Source organism: Ruegeria sp. YTSA219, from assembly GCF_059609985.1.
Window position 1 is genome coordinate 305,622 of record NZ_JBXWMT010000002.1, and the last position, 25,099, is coordinate 330,720.

26 protein-coding genes are annotated in these 25,099 nt (G+C 56.4%); 15 read left to right on the forward strand and 11 right to left on the reverse strand.

Features of this window, described 5'->3' with window-relative positions:
• Positions 1–15: 15 nt before the first annotated feature.
• Entirely contained in the window at positions 16–627 is a 612-nt protein-coding gene (locus AC2FFB_RS04570; RefSeq protein ID WP_496822950.1) for a TetR/AcrR family transcriptional regulator, read from the reverse strand.
• Between the two features lie 139 nt (positions 628–766).
• Here AC2FFB_RS04570 and AC2FFB_RS04575 point away from each other — a divergent pair, with 139 nt between their 5' ends.
• From AC2FFB_RS04575 to AC2FFB_RS04600, 6 genes are all read left to right on the forward strand, one after another.
• On the forward strand, positions 767–1,231 hold the full coding sequence (locus AC2FFB_RS04575; RefSeq protein ID WP_496688520.1) for a (2Fe-2S)-binding protein: 465 nt from the start codon (positions 767–769) through the stop codon (positions 1,229–1,231).
• Between the two features lie 3 nt (positions 1,232–1,234).
• Complete coding sequence (locus AC2FFB_RS04580; RefSeq protein WP_496874546.1) at positions 1,235–3,421, forward strand: molybdopterin cofactor-binding domain-containing protein; 2,187 nt, start codon at positions 1,235–1,237, stop codon at positions 3,419–3,421.
• Between the two features lie 110 nt (positions 3,422–3,531).
• Complete coding sequence (locus tag AC2FFB_RS04585; protein WP_496713718.1) at positions 3,532–4,851, forward strand: glutamine synthetase family protein; 1,320 nt, start codon at positions 3,532–3,534, stop codon at positions 4,849–4,851.
• Between the two features lie 59 nt (positions 4,852–4,910).
• Complete coding sequence (locus AC2FFB_RS04590; RefSeq protein ID WP_496874547.1) at positions 4,911–5,591, forward strand: type 1 glutamine amidotransferase; 681 nt, start codon at positions 4,911–4,913, stop codon at positions 5,589–5,591.
• Positions 5,591–6,949 (forward strand): glutamine synthetase family protein, encoded by a 1,359-nt coding sequence (locus tag AC2FFB_RS04595; protein ID WP_496688525.1) that lies wholly within the window; start codon positions 5,591–5,593, stop codon positions 6,947–6,949. Before AC2FFB_RS04590 ends, AC2FFB_RS04595 begins: the two co-directional genes overlap by 1 nt.
• Before the next feature lie 6 nt (positions 6,950–6,955).
• Positions 6,956–8,260 carry an NAD(P)/FAD-dependent oxidoreductase gene (locus tag AC2FFB_RS04600; protein ID WP_496874548.1) on the forward strand — a complete coding sequence of 435 codons (1,305 nt, stop codon included), beginning with the start codon at positions 6,956–6,958 and terminating at the stop codon, positions 8,258–8,260.
• 20 nt (positions 8,261–8,280) lie between these two features.
• Here the strand turns inward: AC2FFB_RS04600 and AC2FFB_RS04605 are convergent, their stop codons facing one another.
• The gene (locus AC2FFB_RS04605; RefSeq protein ID WP_496874549.1) at positions 8,281–9,258 is read right to left on the reverse strand and encodes a formylglycine-generating enzyme family protein; all 978 of its coding nucleotides are present in this window, start codon (positions 9,256–9,258) and stop codon (positions 8,281–8,283) included.
• 212 nt (positions 9,259–9,470) lie between these two features.
• Here AC2FFB_RS04605 and AC2FFB_RS04610 point away from each other — a divergent pair, with 212 nt between their 5' ends.
• Complete coding sequence (locus AC2FFB_RS04610; RefSeq protein WP_496874550.1) at positions 9,471–10,685, forward strand: DegT/DnrJ/EryC1/StrS family aminotransferase; 1,215 nt, start codon at positions 9,471–9,473, stop codon at positions 10,683–10,685.
• Positions 10,686–10,747: 62 nt separating this feature from the next.
• Here AC2FFB_RS04610 and phaR read toward each other — a convergent pair whose 3' ends face one another.
• From phaR to AC2FFB_RS04625, 3 genes are all read right to left on the reverse strand, one after another.
• Positions 10,748–11,302 (reverse strand): polyhydroxyalkanoate synthesis repressor PhaR, encoded by a 555-nt coding sequence (phaR, locus tag AC2FFB_RS04615; RefSeq protein ID WP_496874551.1) that lies wholly within the window; start codon positions 11,300–11,302, stop codon positions 10,748–10,750.
• Positions 11,303–11,438: 136 nt separating this feature from the next.
• Positions 11,439–11,885, reverse strand: a complete 447-nt coding sequence (locus AC2FFB_RS04620; protein WP_142633002.1) for a phasin family protein — start codon at positions 11,883–11,885, stop codon at positions 11,439–11,441.
• Between the two features lie 134 nt (positions 11,886–12,019).
• Positions 12,020–13,822, reverse strand: coding sequence for a PHA/PHB synthase family protein (locus AC2FFB_RS04625; protein ID WP_496688531.1), 1,803 nt, complete (start codon positions 13,820–13,822; stop codon positions 12,020–12,022).
• 111 nt (positions 13,823–13,933) lie between these two features.
• Here AC2FFB_RS04625 and phaZ point away from each other — a divergent pair, with 111 nt between their 5' ends.
• Entirely contained in the window at positions 13,934–15,205 is a 1,272-nt protein-coding gene (phaZ, locus tag AC2FFB_RS04630) for a polyhydroxyalkanoate depolymerase (RefSeq protein ID WP_496688533.1), read from the forward strand.
• A 5-nt stretch (positions 15,206–15,210) separates the two neighbouring features.
• The gene (locus AC2FFB_RS04635; RefSeq protein ID WP_496688535.1) at positions 15,211–15,795 is read left to right on the forward strand and encodes a DUF6151 family protein; all 585 of its coding nucleotides are present in this window, start codon (positions 15,211–15,213) and stop codon (positions 15,793–15,795) included.
• On the opposite strand, the gene AC2FFB_RS04640 is transcribed toward AC2FFB_RS04635, so the two are convergent.
• The 4 genes from AC2FFB_RS04640 to AC2FFB_RS04655 form a co-directional block, all read right to left on the reverse strand.
• Complete coding sequence (locus tag AC2FFB_RS04640) at positions 15,786–16,502, reverse strand: alpha/beta fold hydrolase (RefSeq protein ID WP_496688537.1); 717 nt, start codon at positions 16,500–16,502, stop codon at positions 15,786–15,788. The two genes, AC2FFB_RS04635 and AC2FFB_RS04640, sit on opposite strands and share 10 nt — an antisense overlap.
• Before the next feature lie 84 nt (positions 16,503–16,586).
• Positions 16,587–17,201, reverse strand: coding sequence for a hypothetical protein (locus AC2FFB_RS04645; RefSeq protein WP_281994992.1), 615 nt, complete (start codon positions 17,199–17,201; stop codon positions 16,587–16,589).
• A 28-nt stretch (positions 17,202–17,229) separates the two neighbouring features.
• Positions 17,230–18,210 (reverse strand): alpha/beta hydrolase, encoded by a 981-nt coding sequence (locus tag AC2FFB_RS04650; RefSeq protein ID WP_496874552.1) that lies wholly within the window; start codon positions 18,208–18,210, stop codon positions 17,230–17,232.
• The gene (locus AC2FFB_RS04655) at positions 18,210–18,959 is read right to left on the reverse strand and encodes an alpha/beta fold hydrolase (RefSeq protein WP_282027330.1); all 750 of its coding nucleotides are present in this window, start codon (positions 18,957–18,959) and stop codon (positions 18,210–18,212) included. The genes AC2FFB_RS04650 and AC2FFB_RS04655 overlap by 1 nt, the downstream gene beginning before the upstream one ends.
• A 218-nt stretch (positions 18,960–19,177) precedes the next feature.
• On the opposite strand from AC2FFB_RS04655, the gene thrS reads away from it, so the two are divergent.
• The 5 genes from thrS to AC2FFB_RS04680 all read left to right on the forward strand — a co-directional run bounded on the left by thrS (position 19,178) and on the right by AC2FFB_RS04680 (position 23,865).
• Complete coding sequence (gene thrS / locus AC2FFB_RS04660) at positions 19,178–21,136, forward strand: threonine--tRNA ligase (protein ID WP_496874553.1); 1,959 nt, start codon at positions 19,178–19,180, stop codon at positions 21,134–21,136.
• A 221-nt stretch (positions 21,137–21,357) separates the two neighbouring features.
• Positions 21,358–21,660, forward strand: coding sequence for a BufA1 family periplasmic bufferin-type metallophore (locus AC2FFB_RS04665; RefSeq protein ID WP_142632987.1), 303 nt, complete (start codon positions 21,358–21,360; stop codon positions 21,658–21,660).
• A gap of 74 nt (positions 21,661–21,734) precedes the next feature.
• The gene (bufB, locus tag AC2FFB_RS04670) at positions 21,735–22,592 is read left to right on the forward strand and encodes an MNIO family bufferin maturase (RefSeq protein ID WP_496874554.1); all 858 of its coding nucleotides are present in this window, start codon (positions 21,735–21,737) and stop codon (positions 22,590–22,592) included.
• Entirely contained in the window at positions 22,589–23,350 is a 762-nt protein-coding gene (locus AC2FFB_RS04675) for an HvfC/BufC family peptide modification chaperone (protein WP_496874555.1), read from the forward strand. The genes bufB and AC2FFB_RS04675 overlap by 4 nt, the downstream gene beginning before the upstream one ends.
• Positions 23,347–23,865, forward strand: a complete 519-nt coding sequence (locus AC2FFB_RS04680) for a DoxX family membrane protein (protein WP_281971865.1) — start codon at positions 23,347–23,349, stop codon at positions 23,863–23,865. Before AC2FFB_RS04675 ends, AC2FFB_RS04680 begins: the two co-directional genes overlap by 4 nt.
• A gap of 1 nt (position 23,866) precedes the next feature.
• On the opposite strand, the gene AC2FFB_RS04685 is transcribed toward AC2FFB_RS04680, so the two are convergent.
• Positions 23,867–24,235: a hypothetical protein gene (locus tag AC2FFB_RS04685; protein ID WP_142632981.1), complete on the reverse strand. Its 369-nt coding sequence runs from the start codon at positions 24,233–24,235 to the stop codon at positions 23,867–23,869.
• Positions 24,236–24,276: 41 nt separating this feature from the next.
• Positions 24,277–24,594 carry an ArsC/Spx/MgsR family protein gene (locus AC2FFB_RS04690; protein ID WP_281972388.1) on the reverse strand — a complete coding sequence of 106 codons (318 nt, stop codon included), beginning with the start codon at positions 24,592–24,594 and terminating at the stop codon, positions 24,277–24,279.
• Between the two features lie 216 nt (positions 24,595–24,810).
• Here AC2FFB_RS04690 and AC2FFB_RS04695 point away from each other — a divergent pair, with 216 nt between their 5' ends.
• A complete protein-coding gene (locus AC2FFB_RS04695; RefSeq protein ID WP_142632979.1) occupies positions 24,811–25,017 on the forward strand; it encodes a cold-shock protein in 207 nt (68 codons plus the stop codon).
• Positions 25,018–25,099 lie beyond the last annotated feature (82 nt).

Here is a 25,099-nt window from a genome sequence, read left to right on the forward strand (position 1 = left end):
TGTCTGCCAACCGCGTTACCGATTGTCGACACCGTACCGGCAAATCATCATTTCGACGCTGCGCTGAATGGTATCAGACATTTCGTCCTGACTAAGTACGGTCCCGCAAAAAACCATGGGCCAGAATGCCCTGCTCTTGATCAATCCGATGAACTCACGACCCGCGATGTCGGGGTTATCGATGCGTAGCTGACCATCCTCTGCCGCATCTTTAAGCATGGCCGAGAAGATGGCAGTTTTGTCCAATTTGTCCTGCGCGGCGACCGCAAGGTCGGGATTGCGCAAGGTTTCGCTGATCACCATACGCGACATCGCCATCACCTCGGGTGACATGAGAATGCGTCCCTCGGCCCAGGCCAGATCGGTCAGTTGCTCTTGGATATCCCGGCCCTTTTCGTATCTGATATCCAACACCTCAGAGAAGCGGTTCGACAGCTCAACCACGATTGAGCGGAACAGATTTTCCTTACTTTCGAAATACTTGTACAACGTGCGCTTGGAGACCTCGGCCCGTGCCGAGATCCGATCCATACTGGCCGCCGAGAACCCCTTTTCCTGGAATTCAGCTACGGCAGCCTCGATGATCTGGGCATGCTTTGATGCTTTCGGTGCGCTGAGGTCATTCATGCTCCAAAGCTATAGACCCTTTGACATGAGCCGGTCAAACGCTAGGTAAACTCTCGGGTTTACAACGCCCTGCCCCCTGCCTAAGGTAAACCCGCCAGTTTACCGATTCAGGTAGCCAGCCCAACAGGAGATCCCCCCAATGGCTTTGACATTGAAACTGAACGGCCAGACCCACACGGTTGAGGCCGAGCCCGGCACGCCCCTGCTGTGGGTAATCCGGGACGAACTGAAGATGACAGGAACCAAGTTCGGCTGCGGTGTCGCGTCCTGTGGGGCCTGCACCGTGCATCTGGACGGGGAGCCTGTGCGTTCTTGCCAGACGTATATTGAGGATGTCGAAGACGCCGAAATCACCACGATCGAAGCTGTCGGAAACAACGATATTGGCGCCGCGGTACAGCAGGCCTGGGTCGAATTGGACGTGGTTCAATGCGGTTACTGCCAATCCGGTCAGGTGATGTCGGCGGTCGGATTGCTGTCCGAAAACCCAAAGCCCAGCGTTGAAGAAATCGACGACTACATGTCCGGCAACGCCTGTCGCTGTGCCACCTATCAACGCATCCGCGCCGGTATCCAGCGCGCATCCGAAATTCTGGAGGCCTGATCCATGACCATCAACACCTCTCGCCGTGGTTTTCTGAAAGGCGCTGCTGCAACCGGAGCCGTCTTGCTGGTTGGCGCCCGCCCCGATGGCGTTCTGGCTGCGGCCTCGTCCGAGACGACGCAGCTCAACCCATTTGTTAAGATTGACGCCGACGGCACCGTGACCGCCATCGTCAAGCATTTCGAAAAGGGTCAGGGCCCTGCGACCGGCCTGCCGACGCTGATCGCCGAGGAGATCGGTTTATCCATGGACCAGATCGAATACGAATTCGCGCCCTCTAACCCCCAAGTCTATAACAATCTGCTGTTTGGCCCCTTCCAAGGCACCGGCGGGTCAACCGCAATGGCGAACTCCTGGCAGCAATATCGCCAGGCGGGCGCTGCTGCCCGTGAGATGCTGATCAACGCCGCCGCCCAAAGATGGGGTGTAGATGCATCAGGCATCACCATTGAGGAAGGCATCGTCAAAGCAGGCGAGAAATCTGCACCGATTGCCGATTTCGTGGCAGCCGCTTCGCAGATGGAAGCGCCGACCGAGCCGCGCCTGAAAGACCCCTCGGAATTCCGCCTGATCGGAAACGAGGCCGTGCGTCGCACGGATTCGGCCATCAAGGGCAACGGACAAGCGATGTACGCCATGGATGTCCACCTGCCCAACCAGATGGTTGCGATGATCAAACGTCCGGAGTCGCGCGGTGGTGTTGTCATCAGCTTTGACGACAGCGCCTCGAAAGAGATCAAAGGCTATATCAGCGCCGCTGCATTGCCCAATCAGGCGGGCGTTGCGGTCTATGCCGAAGATACCTGGGCCGCGATTCAGGCGCGTGACGCGCTTGAGGTCGAATGGGAAATGTCCGGCGCTGAAACGCGCGACTCGGATCAGATCAAGGCCGAGATCATGGACGCGCTGAATGCCGAGCCCGCCTATAACGTGAACAAGGCAGATGTTGCCACGGTTTCGGCGGCGATCGACGCGGCGGATACGGTCGTAGAAAAAACTTTTTACTACCCGCTTCTCGCCCATGCTCCGATGGAGCCACTGAACTGCACAATCGAACAGACCGCAGAGGGTGACATCATTCTGCATGATGGCGCTCAGATGCCAACCGGCCCGCACATGGCGTATCAGCAAATCTTTCAGCTGCCACCCGAGAAAATCCACATCAGAACGATGCTGGCCGGCGGGTCTTTCGGGCGTCGCGCAACACCGGATGCGGACTATCAGGTTGAGGCCGCGTTGGCCTTTGTTGTCACTGACCGCTCGCGCCCGGTCAAACTGGTCTGGACGCGGGAAGACGACATTCGCAGCGGGTATTACCGCCCGGCCTTCGGCCACAAAGTTCGTGTCGGGTTGAATGCGGAGGGGAATATCGTCGGATGGCAGCATCAGGTTGCTGGGCAATCGATCATGAAGGGCACCCCGTTCGAAGCGGTTGCAGTGCATGACGGCGTCGACCACAGCTCGATCGAGGGCATCGCAGACAGCCCCTATGATATTCCGGGGATGGCGCTTGGACTGACCGACACACCCAAGGCCACATCGGTCCTATGGTGGCGGTCGGTAGGACATACCCACACTGCCTATACGATGGAAACAATGATGGATTTGGCCGCCACCGCCGCGGGCCGTGACCCGGTTGAGTTCCGTCTCGCACATCTGGCGGATGCGGGTAATGCAGACCAACAGCGCAAGGCCTCAGTTCTGAAACTTGCGGCCGAGAAAGCAGATTGGGGCAACGTCCCTGCCGGTCGAGCGCAAGGTATTGCGGTGCACAAATCCTTTGGTTCTTATGTGGCTGAGGTGGTCGAAATCTCGGGCGATCCGGATGACGGTATCAAGATCGAAAAGGTCACCTGTGCTGTCGATTGCGGTATCGCGGTGAACCCCGACGTGGTGCGTGCCCAGATGGAAGGTGGCATCGGCTATGGCATCGGGCATGTGATGCGCGATCAGATCACACTGACCGGCGGTTCCGTGGATCAATACAACTTCCCGGATTACGAGCCCCTTCGGATCGGCGATATAGCTACAATCGACGTCCACATCCTGCCCTCGGCCGAGGCCCCCACAGGCGTGGGCGAACCCGGCACGCCGCCCTCGGCCCCCGCGCTCGCGAACGCAATCAAGGCAATGTCGGGGACCTTGATTGCCGATCTGCCGATGGCCGAGAACGGCATAAGCTTTGCATAAGGTCCCGACCCCGCGCCGAAAAAAACGGCGCGGGGATAATTTGATCAAATTTCGTGACAAGGCGCTTTGTGTCGATTAAACCTCGGAGTACCAGAGTGATGGAGACGCCGATGGACCTGAACGCCCTACACAGTTTTCGCGTAGCGGCCTGCGACCTTAACGGTCAGCTGCGCGGCAAACGCGTGCCTCCTTCTTATGCTGACAAGCTGAGTAAAGGTGTGGTGCGGATGCCCTTTTCGGCATTGAATGTTGATCTGTGGGGCGCGGATATCGAGGATAGCCCGCTTGTGTTTGAATCAGGCGACGCGGACGGCATATTACTGCCAACCGAGCGTGGCCCCGTCCCAGTTCCCTGGCTTGAAACCGAAACAGCGCTGGTGTTGATGTCCCTGTATGACGATCAGGGCAAGCCCTTTGCCGGCGACCCTCGCCATGCTCTGACCTCGGTGCTGCAACGCTATGCCGAGCGTGGCTGGTCTGTTGTTGCGGCGACCGAGCTGGAATTCACGCTATTGGACTCATCAGGTGCACGGCCGGTGCCTCCGATCAATCCTTTGACGGGGCGACGGTTGGTCGACGAGGCAGTCCTGTCCATGGCGGAAATGGATGCGTTCGACGCCTTTTTCACAGACCTCTATGACGGATGCGAGGCAATGAGCATCCCGGCTCAAACCGCCATTTCCGAAAGCGGGATTGGCCAGTTTGAAATCAACCTGAACCATCAGGACGCCATGCGCTGCGCAGATGATACGTTGCTTTTCAAGGTGTTGACTCGTGGCCTTGCGCGCAAACATGGGTTTACCGCAACTTTCATGGCCAAACCCTATGCCCAGGATGCGGGCAATGGGATGCATGTCCATTTTTCGGTCGTCGACCAGGATGGGCAAAATGTCTTTGACAATGGCGGGCCTGAAGGCACTGATCTTTTGCGCTCGGCCATAGCCGGATGTCTGTCCGCAATGCCTGGTTCAACTCTGATTTTTGCACCGCACGGGAACTCCTACACCCGGCTTGTCCCCGGCGCCCATGCCCCAACTGAGGCATGCTGGGCTTATGAAAATCGCACTGCCGCGCTGCGCGTTCCCGGCGGCGCGCCCTCTGCCCGCAGGATCGAACATCGCGTTGCTGGTGGTGACATCAATCCCTACCTCATGCTGAGCGCCGTACTCGGTGCGGCGCTGAACGGCATCGAGGACGGAACTGAACCGCCAGCTCCAATCACGGGCAACGCCTATGAGATCGACGGCCTGCCGCAACTCGCTGGCGACTGGGCTTCAGCCATCACCGCCCTTGAAACCGATCCGCAAGTTGCGCGCATCTTTCCCGCCCCGCTGATCAGCAATCTTGCCATGACAAAGCGACAAGAGATCCTGCGCTTTGACGAACGCCCACCCGAGGAGCATTGGCTAAGTTATCTCGAGGCGGTTTGAGCCCCCTTGCCCGCTTCGTTCTGCTCAGCTAGAATAAATTTGATCAAATTTGGTGACCCATGAAAATCGGTATCCTTGTAACCGGCCACCCCCCTGACGAATTGCACGATCAGTTCGGTGAATATGACGGCATGTTTCGCGCGCTGCTGGATGGCAACGGCTTTGAGTTTGTGACCTATGCTGTTGTCGACGATCACTTTCCGCAAAGTTTTGACGATGCTGATGGATGGATCATCACCGGCTCGCGCTATGGCGCCTATGAGGACCATGTCTGGATTCGCAAGCTCGAAGCGCTGATCCGCGACATCCATCAAAGCGGCAAACCCCTGATCGGCATATGCTTTGGTCATCAAGTCATTGCGCAAGCCCTTGGCGGGAAAGTTGAAAAGTTCAAACAGGGCTGGGCCGTGGGGCGGACGGACTACGATTTGGACGGACAGACCGTCACTTTGAATGCCTGGCATCAGGACCAGGTGGTAGAGCTGCCCGCCGGTGCACAAGTAACTGGTTCGAACGCCTTTTGCCAGAATGCCATGCTGGCCTATGGCGACACGATCTGGACCGTTCAGGCCCACCCGGAGTATGGCGACAGCTTCATCGAAGGGCTGATGGACACACGCGGCAAAGGTGTCGTTCCAGACAATCTGATGCAGGCCGCCGCCGACCGCCTGCCCACCCGCGACGACAGTCCGAAGATCGGACAGTTCATGGCAGAGTTTTTGAAGAAAGAGAGGGCCTGATGGCCGATTGGACAGAACAACTGCCACAGGCAGCCCGTACCTATTTTGAAGGTCACCGATTGGATGAGGTCGAGTGCATCATCTCTGACCTGCCCGGCATCGCGCGCGGGAAAGCGGTTCCGGCCACCAAATTTGCACGCCAGTCCTACTTCCATCTACCCGATAGTATCTTTTACCAGACTATCACCGGGGACTGGGGCGAAGCCGCCGGAGAGGACGGCTTCATTGAACGGGACATGATCCTTAAGCCTGACTTTTCGACTGCTTCCGCTGCTCCTTGGACGGGTGACTGGACACTGCAGGTGATCCACGACGCCTATGACCGGGACGGAGAGCCGATCCCGTTCAGCCCACGCAACGTGTTGAAGCGCGTCGTAAAAATGTATCACGACAAAGGCTGGAAACCGATTGTCGCGCCAGAGATGGAGTTCTTTCTGGTCGCCCCCAATGTCGACCCCGCGCAGGGGATCAAACCGATGATGGGCCGTTCGGGTCGTCCGGCGGCCGCGCGGCAGGCCTATTCGATGACAGCGGTGGATGAATTCGGCCCGGTGATCGACGACATCTATGACTTTGCCGAACATCAGGGATTCGAGATTGACGGCATCACCCAGGAAGGCGGCGCCGGACAGCTTGAAATCAACCTGCGCCATGGTGATCCGGTCAAGTTGGCAGATGAAGTGTTCTATTTCAAACGCCTGATCCGCGAAGCCGCGTTGCGACACAACTGCTTTGCGACCTTCATGGCGAAACCGATTGCGGATGAGCCTGGATCGGCCATGCACATCCACCACTCGATCACCGAGATCGAAACCGGACAGAATATCTTTTCCGGACCTCAGGGCGGCGAAACGGATGCATTCTATAACTTCATTGCAGGGCTGCAAAACCACTTGCCTGCAGGCCTGGCAGTCATGGCACCTTATGTGAACTCGTACCGCCGCTATGTGAAAGACCATGCCGCGCCGATCAATCTGGAATGGGCTCGTGACAACCGCACGACCGGCATCCGTGTTCCCCTGTCCGGCCCCGAGGCGCGGCGCGTTGAAAATCGTATCGCAGGCATGGACTGCAACCCCTATCTGGGCATCGCCTTGTCGCTTGCCTGCGGCTATCTCGGCCTGACACAGCAGGAACGTCCGCGCCGTCAGTTTTATGGCGACGCCTACGAAGGTGACGGTGATATCCCGCAGGTCATGGGCAATGCGCTGGACCTGTTCGACGAGGCCACCGCCCTGCACGAGGTGCTGGGTCCGGAATTTGCCCGCGTTTATGGCATTGTCAAACGTGCCGAGTATGAAGAATTTCTACAGGTCATCTCTCCGTGGGAGCGTGAGCACCTGCTCATGAACGTTTAAGCCGCGATGAATCTCCTCTATTCCAACGACCGCAAGGCCGAGTATCCGGCCAGCTGGTATGCCGCGACGGCCAACACGCTCGACCGTTTTCCCGCGCTTGCTGGGGATACCAAAGCGGATGTCTGTGTGGTCGGTGGCGGCTATACCGGACTGTCCGCCGCGCTGCATCTGGCCGAGGCCGGGTTCGACGTCGTGCTGCTTGAGGCGCATCGCGTTGGTTTCGGAGCGTCAGGCCGCAATGGCGGGCAGCTGGGCAGCGCCCAGCGGATGGATCAGGAAGACCTTGAACGCCTGGTCGGAGATGACGATGCCGCCAAGCTGTGGGATCTGGCTGAAGATGCCAAGGATCTGGTCAAATCGCTGATCGAAAAGCACAAAATCGACTGTGATCTGAAACCGGGCGTGGCGGTTCTGGGCCTCAGCACCGGGGATCAGCAAGACCTCCACGATCACGCCGCGCATCTGTCGGCGCGATATGGGTATGACCATATGGAGCTGCTGGACGAAGGCGCCGCGCATGGTCTCTGCCCGTCGCCCACCTATCGCGGTGGTTATCTGGACATGGGGGCGGCGCATCTGCACCCGCTGAACTTTGCCCTGGGGTTGGCCGAAGCCGCAGCCAAGGCCGGCGTGCGCATCTTTGAGGGTACCGAGGTCACCGGGATCGACGAAGTCGATCCGGCCATCGTGCAAACCCCGCAGGGAAAGGTGACGGCCAACCACGTCATATTGGCCTGCAACGGATATCTTGGTGACCTGAACGGCAAAGTGGCGTCGCGCGTCATGCCGATCAACAATTTCATCGCCGCGACCGAGCCTTTGGGCACCGATGCCGCCCGCGTCCTGACCCGGGATGTCGCCGTCGCCGACACCAAGTTTGTGGTGAACTATTTTCGCCTCAGCGCCGACAACCGCCTGCTATTCGGCGGCGGGGAAAGCTATGGCTACCGTTTCCCGACAGATATCGCCTCCAAGGTGCGCAAACCGATGACCGAGATTTTCCCGCATCTGCGCGATGTGAAGATCGACTATGCGTGGGGCGGTACTCTGGGCATCACCATGCGGCGAATGCCCTACCTGACACGGGTTGCCCCGAATATTCTGTCAGCCTCTGGCTATTCGGGTCACGGTGTTGGCACAGCTACACATGCCGGGCAACTGATGGCGATGGCCATTCAGGGCCAGGCCGAAGGGTTCGACACCATGTCCCGCGTACCCGCCATGCCCTTCCCCGGAGGCCCCGCCCTGCGCAGCCCGTTGCTGGTGCTGGCGATGACATGGTTTTCCCTACGGGACCGGCTTGGCCTGTGATTGCAAGGCACTCAGAGGGTTTATTTCAACTCCCTCAAAACGCGGAACCCCTTAGACGTAGAACCGACGTCATCTGAGCCACCGCCTCGGGTCGCAACGCGAGAGAAATCCATCGCGATCCAATATGTGCCACCACGCGAAACACGACGCTCACAGCCCGGCGCAAGTGCCATTTTCAGGTAAACGCTGGATCTACTCCACTCTTTGTGCGTTTCCGTCCAGCAGGACATCGTAATTTCCGCAACATTCCCCGACATATGCCGCAGCCCCCAATCATTGGCTGCATCCAACGCATCAACGGGCACAGGATAGCCGCGACGGGCCAGATCAGGTCGCTTCACTCCCAACATTTCTTCCGTTGGTTTGCCGTGGAAGTTAACCTGATCCGTCGAGACCTCTTCTCCTTGCGCAAAAGGTGTTTGTGTCCCAGCACGAGCGGCATATTCCCACTCAGCTTCCGTAGGCAGACGATAAACATCCGCCCCTATTTTGTTGTTTAGCCACCCAGTGTAGGACACGGCATCCTGATAGGATACGTCTACAACCGGATGATTTCCCTTGATTTCAACGCAGGGACCGTCACGCTGCAAAATGCAGTCTCGCGGGGTATACCCACCACAACCGCCATCAATCACACAAGCCATCCACTGGTCATGAGTGACTTCATTCCGCCCCATGGCGACGGGCATATCTATCGTGACCTTGTGAACCGGACCTTCATGATGTGCGATATACGGCTCTTCCGCTGTCGCGGGGCGAAGCCCTTTTTCATCCCAATGAAAGTTTCGTTTCGATTCTCCCGGTGGTCCACCCATCATGAACTCACCCATAGGCAAGGCAATCATCTCAGGGCAAACATCGCATTCCTGAAACATCTCAAGCGGCGCAACTTCAGTGCCATCCGACAGAAGATAATCTGCGTGAACCGCTGAAGCGAAAGTTGAAAGCGCGCCCCAGAGGGCCAAACGAATGATAGTCAATGCAGTGATCCAACCCATCATACGAGAACAACGTCAAAGAAGATCCATTGCCACCTTACTTCCCCCAAAGTTGCAAGTTCAAAAGAATTTCCCGCTACGCGGGGTAAGCCAACCTGTGTCTCTCTGACTACGACAGAATAGTGAAATTTCGCCACCCTGAAGATTAAGGGCTTGGATTGACACTTCATTAGCTTTATCTTTCCCAAAGATAGAATTCAGGAATGCCAAATATGACGCTGCCTCCGAACGTCCATGACGCCGAACCCATCCCCGCGGCCGCCCGCGACGCCATTGATGCCCTGATGCAGTCAGGCGACCTGTTCCGCTACACTGCGCCGCAGGACGCTCCGGTTGCGCTGCTCGAGTCGGAATTCGCGGAACTGCTGGGCACGAAATACGCGCTGGCTGTATCGTCCTGCTCGGCGGCACTGTTCCTATCGCTCAAGGCGCTGGGTTTGCCGCGGGACGCGCGGGTGCTGATACCGGGCTTTACCTTTGCGGCGGTGCCCTCATCGGTCATACATGCGGATTGCATCCCCGTACTGTGTGAGGTGGGTGACAATTATCGCATCGACATGGATGACTTTGCCGCCAAACTGGATAACGTGCAGGCCGTGATCATTAGCCATATGCGCGGACATACTTCGGATATGGACGCGATCATGACCCTGTGCAGCGCGCGCGACATTCCGGTGATCGAGGACGCAGCCCATTCGCTGGGGACAACTTGGCATGGCCGCAATATTGGGACGATTGGCAAGATCGGCTGTTTCTCGTTTCAGTCCTACAAGATGATCAATGCGGGCGAAGGTGGCATTCTGATAACCGACGACGCTGATCTAGTGGCGCGTGCCGTGATCATGTCCGGCGCCTACGAACATAATTGGAAGAAACACAAAGGTCCGCGTGGCGACAACTCATCGGAACTCGAAGAGGCCTTTGGCCGCTGGCAGAACCAGTTGCCGCTGTATAACCTGCGGATGAGCAACCTGAGCGCTGCAGTAATCCGTCCCCAGATGCCTGAATTGGCACGTCGTGTCAGCGATGGGTTGCAAAACCACGACTATGTGGCGGAGCGCCTGAACTCATCACCCTATATCAACGTGCCTGCCCCGCTGATGCCAGAACGCCGGGCGCCGGACTCGATCCAATTCAATCTGGTTGACCTAAGCGATGATGATATCCGCGCCTTTGCCGCAGCATCCGAGGCACGCGGGGTGAAAGTTCAGGTATTCGGCCTGAGTGAAGACAACGCCCGTGCCTTTTGGAACTGGCAATTCCTGCCGGAACAGACCGAGCTGCCACAAACGCGAAACATGCTGATGAAAGCTTGCGACGTGCGCCTGCCTGTACGCCTGACAGGCGCGGAACTGGATGTGATCGCTGATATTCTGTTGGCTTCAGTAGGGGAAATTACCGCCCCGAAAATCGCATTTGGAACCTGAACAAGCTGAATTCAAACGAAAAGGCCCGCCAGCGGCGGGCCTATTTCATTGTGTGGACAAATTCAGTTCAGTTTAGACAGCTTTTGCTGCAACTCCGCCAACTGCTTCTTGATGTCGTCCAGATCCTCACTCGACTGGGGTTTGGCCTCGCTATCCGTTTCCGGACCGGACCAACTGCCGGAAATGCCGCTGGTCATCGCCTTCAGAAATGCCTTTTGCTGCGCTTGCAGCGCTTCGAAACCCGGAATCTGGGTCATCGGATTCATCGCAGACATGTTTTCCATCATTTTGCTTTGGCTTTCGCGCAGCATTTCGAACGAGCTTTGCAGGAATTGCGGCATCACTCCTCCGCCCGGCAACATATAGCTGCGCACAAGATCGTTCAGCACGTTCACCGGCAGGACATTCTCACCGCGGCTTTCATGCTCGGCAATGATTTGCAGCAGATATTGCCGTGTCAGATCATCCCCAGTCTTCAGGTCTATGATCTGAACTTCGCGACCGTCACGTATGAATGCCGCAATATCTTCGAGCGTGACATAGTCACTGGTTTCAGTGTTATACAGCCGACGGCTGGCATATCGTTTGATTAGCAACGGTTTTTCTTTTTCTGACACCGTCTACCCTCCCCAAGGAATGATGCATTGCAGCAGAGATTATGCGAGTGCAGAACAAAAAGAAAGGGCAGGTCTTTCGACCTGCCCAACGCGATTGCACCAAATGGGAGGAGTGGGTGCGCCTCGCTATCTTACCTTACTTGGCGCCAGCTGCTTTTTTCGCAGCAGTGGACACGTCGTTGGTTGCTTTTTTGACAACGGCAGTTGCATCTTCTGCAGCGTTTTTGCCAGCAGCCATCAGCAGCTCAACGGTTTCCGACTGAACTTTTTTCGCGATTTCAGCGAAAGCAGCCAGGTTTTCAGCAGCAACTTCAGCCGACGCGCTTGCGTAGTCGGTTGCAGCTTTTGCGTAATCTGCAGGGTCAGATTTCGCTTTCGACATATCGGACAGTTTGGCCAGGGTTTCCTTGGTCCATTTGTTCGAAATCTCAGCCGATTTCTCAGCCGCTTCCAGAGCAACGCCCGACAGCTTTTCGTTCAGGGTCGCGGTGGTGTTGAACGCACCTTCCAGAGCGGTGGTGTCAACAGGGAATGCACCCATCATGTCTTTCAGGGTCGCGGTAAAGTCTTGAGTCTTTGCCATTGTCCAAATCCTTTGCTTGCCGATCCGGGCCAACCCCGGGCTTCATCAGCTTGAGGACAATATCGTTGCTGCATCGCAGCATTGCAAGTTTTTTCTTGCTGCGCTGCAGCAATATTTTTCTAAACTGTTAAAAATCAATCTGTTGCCTTCACCAAAACATAGGTTCCTGGTGCTTCGGCCAGGGAAGCGTATCCCGAATCGCCCACTTGGCGCGCGGGGATCTGCTTGCCGGATCTCTTCTTCAGCCAAGCTTCCCACTGCGGCCACCAGGACCCTTTATGAAAATCGGACTCTTTCATCCATGCATCGGCATCCGCATTCAGATCAGGGTTGGTGTAGTGGCCGTATTTCTTCTTGCTCGGCGGGTTCACGATGCCTGCTATGTGACCGGATTCCGAAACGACAAACGTCTTCGAACGTGACCCCATCTGCTGCACACCCCGATAACAATCTTTCCAGGCGGCGATATGGTCGGTTTCACAGCTGATGGCCATCAAAGGAACATCAACGTCGCGGATATGCAGTTTGTGCCCAAGCAAATCGAAACCGTCGGTCACAAATTGATTTTTCTGGCAAAGCCCCCGCAAATACTCGATTGCCATTTTGCCCGGAAGATTTGCGCCATCCCCGTTCCAGTAGAGCAAATCAAACGCCGGAGGGGTCTCGCCCATCATATAGCTTCGAATGGCAGGGCCGTAGATCAGGTCATTCGATCGCAGGAACGACATGGTACGACCTATGACCCATGCTTTTAGGATACCGTCTTTTGTCACTTGTTCTTGAATGCCATCGACAAAGTCATTCTGTAGGAACGGCGTGAATTCCCCCTGTTCACCGAAATCGGTCAAGGTTGTGAAGAAGGTCGCCGATTTGATGGATTTGTCGCCACGCTGCTTCATCAGGGACAGCGTCAAGCTCAACGTGGTGCCGGCAATGCAATATCCCACCGCATTGACCTGCTTGACCTTACAGATCGACTTGACGGTCTCGATGGCGGTCAGAAATCCCTCTTCGACATAGTCGCCCATACCGACCTCGGCATGAGAAGCATCCGCATTAACCCAACTTACAACAAACAGGGTATAGCCTTGCTCGGTCACCCATTTGATGAGGCTGTTCTGCGCCTTAAGGTCCAGAATATAGTATTTGTTGATCCAGGGCGGAAACAGAACGATCGGGGTCTCGTGTACGGTCTCGGTCGTGGGTTTGTACTGGATCAACTCCATAAGCCTGTTGCGATAGACCACGTCGCCCGGAGTTGTCGCGATATTCTCGCCAAGCTTGAACGCGGATTCATCCGCCAGTCTGACAACCATTTCACCATTATTGGCTTCTAGGTCCGCAACTAGATTCTCTAGCCCTTTGATCAGCGATTGCCCTTCCGTCTCGACCGCCTTTTCCAGCGCGTCGGGATTGGAGGCCAGGAAATTCGTCGGAGACATCAAGTCAATGATCTGTTGCGAAAAGAAATGCAGCCTCTGCTTGTCCTTGCCGTCCAGATCGTCGACCGAAGCAACCGCCTGCGCGATTGCATCGGCATTTGTCTGATACTGCTGGCGAATAAACCGGAAATAGGGGTTGGTGTCCCAAAGAGGGTTTGAGAACCGTTTATCCTTGGGTCCGGGTTCGCTGTCCTCGACCCCGCCGGCGGCCAGCGCCTGCTGAGCCTCAGCAAAGTTCATAACGGATTGTCCCCAGAAGGCGACCTGATGTTCCAGAAGCTTGGCGGGATTCTGCCACGCTTCGGCGAAATACGAAGTTGCTGCTCTTGCGAAAAGATCTTGATTCGGACCGTCCAACGCGGGAGTGTGTGCCTCTTTGCCAGCCATCACATCGATCAGCCTTTTCGACAATTCTTCGACTTTCGTCATATTTTCTCTAATCCGTTCAAGGTGTTCCTCGGACAGCTCTGGCGCGTTATCTTCACTTGTTGTCATTTTAACAATTCCACCCTAACCTCGCTGCTATGCAGAATAACGTCGTGGGCGTCGGGGGGCAAAGCGACGAATGGTCCGAATTATCAGGCTGACACTCAGGAGGCCCATTTCATGCGCTACATGATGACCTACGATCTGATGGAAACGATGCGCAACACCAATCAGTGGATGGGTGCTACGGCAAGTGCCATAGCTTCTTATCCGCTGTTTTCGATGGTGCCCAACCCTGCGTTCAGCATGATGGCCGCCTGGGGTGAGGTGACTGAGCGGACGTTCCAGCGCATGGTTGTAAAACCCGACTGGGGAATCCGTACATTCACTTGCGAAGACGGCAAGGATCATCTGGTCGATATTGTCCCGGTGATCGAACGCCCTTTTGGTGATTTGATACATATACGTGTCAATGGCCGCGCCGAACAGCCCCGCAAGGTGCTGTTGGTCGCCCCGATGTCTGGACATTACGCCACTTTGCTTCGGTCCACCGTAAAAAGCCTCTTGGTGAATTGCGAAGTTTATATCACTGACTGGCATAATGCGCGCGATATCCCCGTGTCCGAAGGTAAGTTTGATGTAGAGGATTATACACTTTACCTTGTCGATTTCATGAAAGAATTGGGACCGGACACCCACGTTGTAGCCGTCTGCCAACCGGCGCCGCTGACTCTGGCCGCCACAGCCTATCTGGCCGAGGTCGAACCCAAAGCCCAACCCAGTACGCTGACATTGATCGGCGGACCTGTTGACCCGGATGCCACACCAACCGACGTGACCGATTTTGGCCGTCGCGTGACAATGGGGCAGCTGGAAGAAACCATGATTCAGCGCGTCGGCTTCAAGTATAAGGGCGTCGGGCGCATGGTGTATCCCGGCCTGCTGCAGTTGGCCTCGTTCATGTCGATGAATTCGGACCGGCATTCTCAGGCGTTTTCCGAGCAGATCCAGAGGGTTATGCGGGACGAGGCTTCGGATCACGATGCCCATAACAGATTCTATGATGAATATCTCGCCGTCATGGACATGACCGCCGAGTTCTACCTTTCGACCGTCGAACGCGTCTTCAAAAACCGCGAAATCGCGCGCAACGAGTTTGTTGTTGCGGGGCACAAGGTGGATATCGGCAAAATTACAAACGTTGCAGTCAAAACAGTCGAAGGTGCGAATGACGACATCTCGGCCCCTGGCCAGTGCATTGCTGCGCTCGAGCTGTGTACAGGGCTGCCGGACTCGAAAAAAGCCAGCCATGTCGAACCTGGCGCAGGTCACTATGGCATCTTCGCCGGCCGTAGCTGGCGCGACAATATCCGCCCATTGGTGATCGAATTTATGAACGCCAACGCCCGCAAACCCTCGCGCAAAGCGGCCAACCGCAACAAAGTGGCCTAACGCCGATGGGAAAGAAAGTCGCCAAACAGACGGCTTTCGCCTGCAACTGTGGAAAACTCTTTGGCAGCATTACAGCCAGAGGCGTTCAGTACGGAACGCATGTAGTCTGCTTTTGCCGTGATTGCCGGGCCGCGCAGATATATTTCGGGCAACCGGACCCTGCGCCGGAACCGGTGGAGATTTTCCAAATGGCCCCTGAAGAAATAAGGATCGACGGCGGCATCGAACACCTGGCCGCGATGCGCCTTGGCCCCAAGGGGATGCTGCGCTGGTATGCCAGCTGCTGCAATGCGCCGCTGGCGACGACATCAAATACTCCAAAATTTCCGTTTGCGGGCTTTGATGTGAAACGAGTTTCCGACCCGGACTGTTTAGGGCCGGTTACGACCCAAGGGTTCATTCCCCAGGCCGATGGAAAACACAAACACAAGCGACTGGGTTACGCTGTCGCCGGGATTGTTACGCGGGTACTAAAATCCCGGCTTTCTGGCAGCTGGAGGGACACCCCGTTCTTTGATCAGAATACGGGCCAGACGATCTCAACCCCGGTCATTCTCAGCAAAGAACAGCGTAAAGCGCTCTACGCGTAATCCAGCGCAGGCTTCACGCTGAGCCAGGTCTTCAGCGCCTCGGTGACATTTTCAGGCGATTCCAACGTAGGCAAATGTCCTGCATCCTTGATGACGTGCAGTTCTGCATTTGGGATCAGGTCCGCCATGAACGCATGCCTTCGCACCGGAACAACCGTGTCATGCGCCCCACATAGCACCAAAGTCGGGGCCGTGATCCGGTGCAGGTTGCCCTGCTGATCCGGGCGACGCTGCAGCGCACGAATCTGACGCTCGAACACCTGCGGGCCCAAATCCAACGCCATCGAGATGACATCAGCAAGAATGGGAATACGTCGAGGCCCCGGGGCCAGCGAATCCGATCCAATCAGCCGACGCATCACTTCCTCTAACCGACCCATCTTGGCGGCGACCAACAGTTCCTCCCGCGCGGCTGCGGTCTGGGGCGATTCCGAATGCGCATCCGAAGCCATCAGACACAAGCGCGACACCCTCTCGGGTGCATATCGGACAATTTCCAAAGCGACTACGGCGCCCAGGCTTAGGCCCGCCAATGCAAAGCGTTGTGGCAACTGAACCAATAGGCCCCGCGCGATCTCTTCAATCCGTTCAGCAGTCGAAACCGAAGCGACCGTCACGGCGCGATCACGTGACAGGGCGCGCATCTGATGCTCAAATACCCGCGCATCACACATCAAACCGGGCAAAAGAACCAACGGCTCGATCAAACAACGCCTCCTTTGGAAAAGTCACTCAAATCGTCGTCATTAGTTTCAGGATGAGAGGTTTTGTATGGTTCGGCAAGTTAAAGTTCAGGGGTAGCGGATACCGCGAAAAGCGGGGAAGTCCGCATATCGTCTTTGCCGCTCAAGTTCACCCTCGCCAGGCGTGCCTCCTGGGCGCAGAAGGCAGCCCCGCGGCGCGATATAGCTGTCGATGCGCTTATGAGGCACAGGCCTCCAGACCAGATTGAAAGCACAGAGTTTTGGAAAGAACCAGATTTCGGAATATTCCAGATGGTCGTGCATCCACCACGCCAAATCCCGCCAATCCCGCCCCGCCTCATATTGATCCGCAAACCATGGGATCACGATCGATGCACCGGCAATCCGATCATCACCCACCGCGCGATCCCAGATGTGACATTCCAGCGGGTTATCATTTCGCGCGCAATTCAGCCGGTTTTCATTACCGAAACGGTTCAATGATGCCGAGCGATAGCCGGATCGTACGGCAATCCGGCCAAAGGTCTCCTCAAGCGGGTCCAGCAGGGTTTCGCAAAGCGCCTTTCCGGTTTCGATGGCAAGGTCGGGATCGTCAGGAAAATTCTGCTTTTCGTGAAAATTGCCTATTTCCGAATACAGAAAATCGCGCATGAAAAAATGACGGGACAGACGCACACGACCGAGGGTTTCAAGGCTCCACATACTGCCTGGTCTACGCATTGTTTCTTCCTCACTCGATCCCCAAGGTATTCAGCCATCTCAGAATACCAGCCACCACATCGTCGGTCTGCCCCGGAGACATCAACCGCCCGGCGATCACATGGGAATTAGGATCGTCCCCGGGCCCCATTGTTACCAGCACAACCGACGCAGGGGCGCCCCATGCTTTGGCAATCTCGTGGGTCAGGTCGGCACGCACGACCTGATCTTCATTCGAGAACCAGAACAACGCGGGAACCCTTGCGTCTGAAAAATCCAGCGCATAGACCACATCCACCAGCACTGTCATCGGCACCACGGCCTGCCAAGGGTAGACCGCCGACCAGAATTTGTTCATTTCCGGGTTCACCCCTGCGACGCCCCGGGTTTCACCCATAATCAGGGGCAACCAGATGCGCGCCCAAGGCAATCCGGGTATCCATGCGCCGGCCGCTTTAACGCCGAAATTCGGAGAAACAAATACGATCCCCGCAACGTTTTGGCTCAGCTCTTCATTCAGTGCGGCCGCAGCTGCCAACGTGCCGCCGGTTGATGTCGAAATCACCACGACCTTTTCCCCAACCGCCCGTGCAGCAGCCAGCCCTTCGGCAAGATCCTGCATCCAACCCGAGGCCGTCGCCTCACCCATTGCATCCACCCCGCGACCATGACCCTGCAGCCGCGTGTAGACCAGATTGGCGCCCAACGTTTCGGCGAGCAGATCGGGAACCGGTCGGATCTCTTCGGATGATGCAGAAAACCCGTGCAGATATAGAATCGAAACAGGTGTTCGCTGCTCTTTATAGCCCTCTTGCCAAATAACTCGCTTTTCGACCCCCGGAATGATGTCGGCGAATGCAGATTCCACACTTTCGAAATAGACCTGCACCCCTTCACCGAATTTGCGCGCGTCAAATGTTGGGGCCAGATCAACCTTCTCACGCGGGCCAAACCAATAGATCAGGCCAAACGCAACGATCAATGTCAGAAAAACGCGACCCAATATCCGCATTATTGGGCTGCCATCACATCGAGAACGGCTTGTTCGATCAACCCAAGGCATGGGCCATCCGAAAAGCGATGATCGGCGTGCTTGATCAATGACAGGCGCATATCGGGCCCGAACGCATGTTCAATCAGGCGCACTGCTGTTCCGATTGAAACCGCTGTGTCTTCGGTACCTTGCAAAAACCGCACGGGAAAAGGCATATGCAGAGGCTTGCGCAGGACCAAATGTTGGCGACCATCTTCGATCATCCGTTTGGTCACGATGTAAGGCTCCATATAGTCCGAAGGCAGCTCGACATGGCCAACAGTTTCCAGTGCCTGTTTCTGGTTTTTCGAGAATGAAGCCCAATACCCGTCCTCGGTAAAATCCGGCGCAGCAGCGATGGTCACCATTCCCTGAATCCGATCTGGCAGCGCTTTGGCCAACAGCAGCGCCTGCCACCCCCCCATGGACGAGCCGACAACAATCAGCGGCCCATCCGTCAATTCCGTGATCGCGGCCAGCGTATCCTCATGCCAGTCACCAATGCATCCTTCTTCGAACTTGCCCCCGCTTTCACCGTGACCTGAATAGTCGAACCGCAGAAATGAATGGCCACGCCCCTTCGCCCAGGCCTCCAAATGCACCGCCTTGGTGCCTTCCATATCGGATTTGAGCCCGCCCAGAAACACGATGGTCGGCCCGGTGCCCTCGCTTTTGTGATAGGCCAGCCGCCGTCCCTGCGCCGTTTCCAGAAAATTCGTCGCTGCCATGACACCCTCTTTTCTTTTTCCGATATCATGCACGCCCCACCCCCAAGTGCAATTCCCAGATCCCCCTTCATCTGGCCAAAAATACCTCTGGGAGCGCGAGGGGCCGGCCCCTCGCGCCGGCCCTTGACAGGTTCACCCCCACCTGACAAATGAAGCGAACACAACATAACCCGCAACCGGGCGTTCAGTGGGCGCCAAACCGACGAGGAGAGCCAGCCATGGCCTTGGACGCACAGTCAATCTCTCTCACTTTTCCTGACGGCAATGCACGATCCTATGACGTGGGTGTAACCCCTGCGCAGGTGGCCGCCGACATCTCGACCTCACTGGCCAAAAAGGCCATCTCAGCCACGGTGAATGGCCAGCATTGGGATCTGCAATGGCCCATTGAATCTGATGCCGAAATCGCCCTGCACACCATGAAAGATGAAGATCAGGCAAACGAACTGATCCGCCACGACCTGGCTCATATCATGGCCCGCGCCGTGCAGGAGATCTGGCCCGATACCAAAGTCACCATCGGCCCCGTCATCGAAAACGGCTGGTACTACGATTTCGACCGGGCCGAGCCATTTACGCCCGAAGACCTCGGCGCGATTGAGAAAAAGATGAAGGAAATCATCAACAAACGCGACACCGTGACCACCGAGGTCTGGGACCGTCAGCGCGCGATTGATTTCTACACCGAAAACAACGAGCCCTATAAGGTCGAACTGATCGACGCCATACCGGGCGACGAGCCATTGCGCATGTACTGGCATGGCGACTGGCAGGACCTGTGCCGTGGCCCGCATCTTCAGCATACCGGCCAGGTTCCGGGCGATGCGTTCAAGCTGATGTCCATCGCCGGCGCCTATTGGCGCGGTGACAGCGACCGTGCGATGCTGCAACGCATCTATGGCGTGGCTTTTACCGGCAAGGAAAAGCTGAAAGCGCACCTGCACATGCTGGAAGAGGCTGCCAAGCGTGACCACCGCAAGCTGGGCCGCGAAATGAACCTGTTCCACATGCAGGAAGAGGCTCCGGGCCAGATCTTCTGGCATCCGAATGGCTGGAAGATCTATACCACCCTGCAGGACTATATGCGCCGCATGCAGGAACGTGACGGCTATGTCGAAGTCAACACACCGCAGGTTGTTGACCGCAAATTGTGGGAAGCCTCGGGCCACTGGGACAAGTATCAGGAAAACATGTTCATCGTCGAAGTCGACGAGGAACATGCCCGTGAAAAGGCCGTGAACGCCCTGAAGCCGATGAATTGTCCCTGCCACGTGCAGGTGTTCAATCAGGGTCTGAAATCCTATCGCGATCTGCCTCTGCGCATGGCCGAGTTCGGGTCTTGCGCGCGGTACGAACCCTCTGGCGCGCTGCATGGTATCATGCGGGTGCGCGGCTTTACCCAGGACGATGGGCATATTTTCTGCGCCGAAGATCAGATCGAATCTGAAACCGCAAAATTCATCGCGTTTCTGTCGAAGGTCTATGCCGATCTCGGTTTCCATGATTGGACCATCAAGCTCTCGACGCGCCCGGAAAAACGCATCGGGTCGGATGAAAGCTGGGATCTGGTCGAAAAAGCCCTGGGTGACGCCTGCAAGGCCGCAGGATACGACTATGAGCTTCTCGAAGGCGAAGGCGCCTTCTACGGACCCAAGCTTGAATTCACCCTGACCGACGCGATCGGCCGTACTTGGCAATGCGGCACCCTTCAGGTGGACCCCAACCTGCCCGAGCGGCTGGACGCCAATTTCATTGGCGCGGACGGATCGAAGCACCGCCCCTTCATGCTGCATCGTGCAACGCTGGGTTCGTTCGAACGGTTCATCGGCATCCTGATCGAAGAACACGCGGGCAAATTGCCCTTCTGGCTGGCCCCGCGTCAGGTCGTGGTCGCTTCGATCACCTCCGAGGCTGACGGTTACGTGCAGGAAGTGGTTGAGACACTCAAGGCCGCAGGTGTCCGAGCCGAGGCGGATATCCGCAACGAAAAGATCAACTATAAGGTTCGTGAACACTCGGTCGGCAAAGTTCCGGTCATTCTGGCCGTCGGTCACCGTGAAGTTGAGGACCGCACAGTCAGTGTCCGTCGTCTTGGTGAGAAACAGACACAAGTGCAGCCGCTTGAAGCTGTAACAATTGAACTGTCGCGGGCCGCTACGCCGCCCGACCTGCTGTAACAATCAGCGGCAAATTGCACAAAATCCGGCCCTCTCTGAGGGGCCGGATTGAAACATTTGCGTTTTATCTCTTCTAAAACAAACTATTAGTTTGCAAGATGTCATGACAGTCATTGACGGGCTCGTGAGACACAGGCTCGTGAATTCAACTGTGACCTGCAACCCATTACCTTTGTCATTGTCGAACACAGACATACGCAGTCATCAAAAGGATAACCGAGATGTCGAACACCGCTAAATCCCTTGTCATCGCTAGCGCCGTAGCCGCAGCCGTTTCAGGCATGGCCACAACTGCATCCGCACAAGCCAAAGAAAAGTGCTATGGCGTTTCTCTGGCCGGTCAGAACGATTGTGCCGCCGGTCCTGGCACCACGTGCGCGGGCACCTCGACTGTTGATTATCAGGGCAATGCCTGGACGCTGGTAGATGCCGGCACCTGCGCCGATATCGACCTGCCTCAGTCAGCTGACGGCGCTGCCCGCAAGGGATCGCTCGAGCCGCTGGAGCGCGACCTGCCGGCATAAGCCTGAGTTTTTGCCAAATCTGAGGGGCGGGCAAGTATCGCCCGCCTCTTTTTTCAAGACCGCGAGGTTACCAGATGCTGGACAGCACAATCCGATCGAACAGGCTGCCTGCGGCACCAGGCGTCGGCTATAAGCCTCAGCATTTCCAGCAGATTCTGGATCACCCGCAACCGGTCGCATGGCTGGAAATCCACGCCGAGAATTACATGGGCGATGGTGGCCGCCCGCTGGCACAGCTGCGGCACTTGTCGGAACACTTCCCGATTTCCGTCCACGGCGTTGGCCTGTCCATCGGCAGTGAAGGCCCGCTGGATACCGACCACCTGGCCCGTTTGAAACACCTCGTCGGCTGGCTCAACCCCGCCAGCTTTTCCGAACATCTGGCCTGGTCGACACATGACAGTCACTTCCTGAATGATCTGTTGCCCCTGCCCTATACCGACGCAACCCTTGCACGGATTTGCGATCATATCGACCAAGTTCAGAATGTCGTTGGGCGACAGATGCTACTTGAAAACCCGTCAAGCTATCTAGCATTTGATGAAAGCAGGTGGTCCGAACCCGACTTCCTGCGCGAAATTTCGGGCCGCACCGGATGCGGGCTCTTGCTGGATGTGAATAACGTTTTCGTATCGGCGACAAATCTCGACTTCTCACCGCAGAGCTATATCGACGCCTATCCGCTGGACAAGGTTGGTGAGATCCACCTTGGCGGGCATGATGAGGATGAAGACGACCACGGGCTTCCCTTGTTGATCGATAGCCACGGGCGAGAAGTGGTTGATCCGGTTTGGGCTCTTCTGAATTATGTGCTTGAACAATCGGGACCAAAACCTGTTCTGGTGGAATGGGATACCGACGTCCCTGATTGGCCTGTCTTGCGTGCCGAAGCCGATCGCGCCCAAGCGGCACTGGACCGCATTCCAGCATGAGCGTGTCGCAAGAAGAGTTTCATCTGGCTTTGCTGGGTCCAGCCATGTCGGTGCCTGAGGGCCTTGTAGACGCGTCGGATCAGCCGGCGGGACGGCGTTTCAGTGTTTATCGCAACAATGTTGCCGTTTCGCTGACCGAAGCCATGCATCAGGCCTTCCCGGTTATCGCCAAGTTGCTGGGTTCGCAAAACATGGACGGGTTGGCCGGGCTTTTTCTGCGCAGCCACCCACCAACCTCGCCGTTGATGATGTTCTATGGCGAAGCGTTTCCGGATTTCCTGGCCGGGATGGATCAGCTGTCGCATATCGGGTACCTGCCCGATGTGGCGCGACTGGAACTGGCCCTTCGCCGATCTTACCACGCGGAGGACAGCGTGCCAGCGCCGGACGACGCATTAGCCGTGCCACCCGAAGATCTTTTCCGGGCCCGATTGGAATTCGCACCTTCGATGCAGATCTTGCGCTCGGACTGGCCCATCTTTTCGATATGGCGGTTCAATACCGAAGACGGCGCACCGAAACCCCAAGCTGGTGCTGAAGATACCCTGATCACGCGCCGCGAATATGATCCTGTTCCTCAGGCCCTGCCGCAAGGCGGGGCGGGTTGGATCGCCGCTATGCAGGCCGGAAACACAATCGGACAGGCATTTGAAAACACTACCGAAACCACCCCGGATTTTGATCTTGGGGCCACTCTGGCGCTGCTGTTACAGGGCGGCGCTATCACTTCTGTGACTATTGAAAGGCTGGCAACATGACTGCCCTGATCTCTCTTCATAACAACGTCCTGGGACGGATCGACAGCTCGGCCAACTGGCTGACACCAACCCTGGCGCGTCTTGTCTTTGTTGCCGTGTTGCTTGTCTACTACTGGAACTCAGCCACCCTGAAAATCGACGGATCGATTTTCTCTCCGTCAGCGGGGGCGTTTGGGCAGATTTTCCCCAAAGCGGCAGAGGCCGTACTTTATGACGTAACCCAGATGACTTTTTTCCAACGCGTCGTAATCTTTCTGGGAACAGCCGCCGAATTTGTCCTGCCAGCCTTGTTGCTGATCGGCCTGCTGACCCGGGTGGCAGCCCTTGGGATGATTGGGTTTGTTTGGGTCCAGACCATTGTCGACGTGACCGGTCATGGCGTCAAACTGGGAGGCCTGTTCGACAACGCACTTACTTTGATGGATCAGCGCGTGATGTGGACTTTCCTGTTTCTGGTCATCGCGATAAACGGCGCAGGCCCGATCTCGATCGATCGCATCCTGCGCCTGAAGTAACTCAGAAATGTGCCTTGGGCTCGTCCGGTTTACCCGCGGCCAGCCCAAGGAGACCCGCCACGGCGGCAAAGGCGACCGGGAACATGGTGAACACATTGAACCCGAACGCATAATACATCCCAGCCGCAGAAATCAGCAGCAACACGCCACCAATCAGAGCGCGGGCATGTGCCATCGCCCCGCCCGCAATAGCCAATAAAGGCGCAAGGATCGCCGCGGTTCGGATCAACTGCGCATTGTCCACCTGCTCGGCAATCCCGTCGATTTCGCCAAACCTGTCGATCAACTCGACATATCCATAGCCAACAAACCCGACCAACATGCCGATCAGACCGGCAACTACCCCTAAAATCATCGCTGCGTTACGCATTTAGAACCCTCTAGCTTGCGACCAACCACATAAGTACCCACTCAGCCAACGCCAAGGGCTGCCTGCGTTTCAGCCGTCCAGCCCAGATAAAGTGCACCGTCTTTCTCAACAAGCGGTCGCTTCATTAAGGTTGGGTGTTCCTGCAAGAGTTCCAGCGGCTCTTTTTTGCGCTGCTCTGCATCCAACCCGCGCCACGTTGTCGACCTGGTATTGAGCAAAGCCTCGCCGAAACGTTTTAGGGCCTGCGCCAGTACCGCATCCGGCACACCTTGCGCGCGAACATCGATAAAATCCGAACCCTCAAGCAATTTCAAAGCCTTACGGCAAGTATCGCAAGTCTTCAATCCATATACGCGCATTTTCAGGCTGCTCCTGTTTCGATCTTGATAATGGGCAAATTCGCCAGTGTATTCCGGTATTTCTTGATTTTTTACTTCACCGTGCAATGTTGAAAAAGACGAAACACGTAATTCGGGCCGTGTCGTGTGGACGAGACGGTGATGTGTTGCGGTTACGTCAATCGCTACCCCCACCAATTTTGTGGGACAACGTGCAAGTAGAAGGAGACACGGGAAATGCCAACTGGCACCGTGAAATGGTTCAATACCACCAAAGGCTATGGGTTTATTGCCCCTGATGAAGGCGGCAAGGACGTATTTGTTCACATCTCGGCCGTTGAAAGATCTGGTCTTACCGGACTCGCTGACAATCAGAAGGTCGCTTACGAACTGGAAGACGGACGTGACGGCCGACAAATGGCTTCAGATTTGAAGCCACTGTAAAATCCCGTTACTGCGGGTACGAAAATCAGGACAACGGCCAATTTCAGGCCGTTGGCCATCGAAAGTGATGTGCCTATTCTCG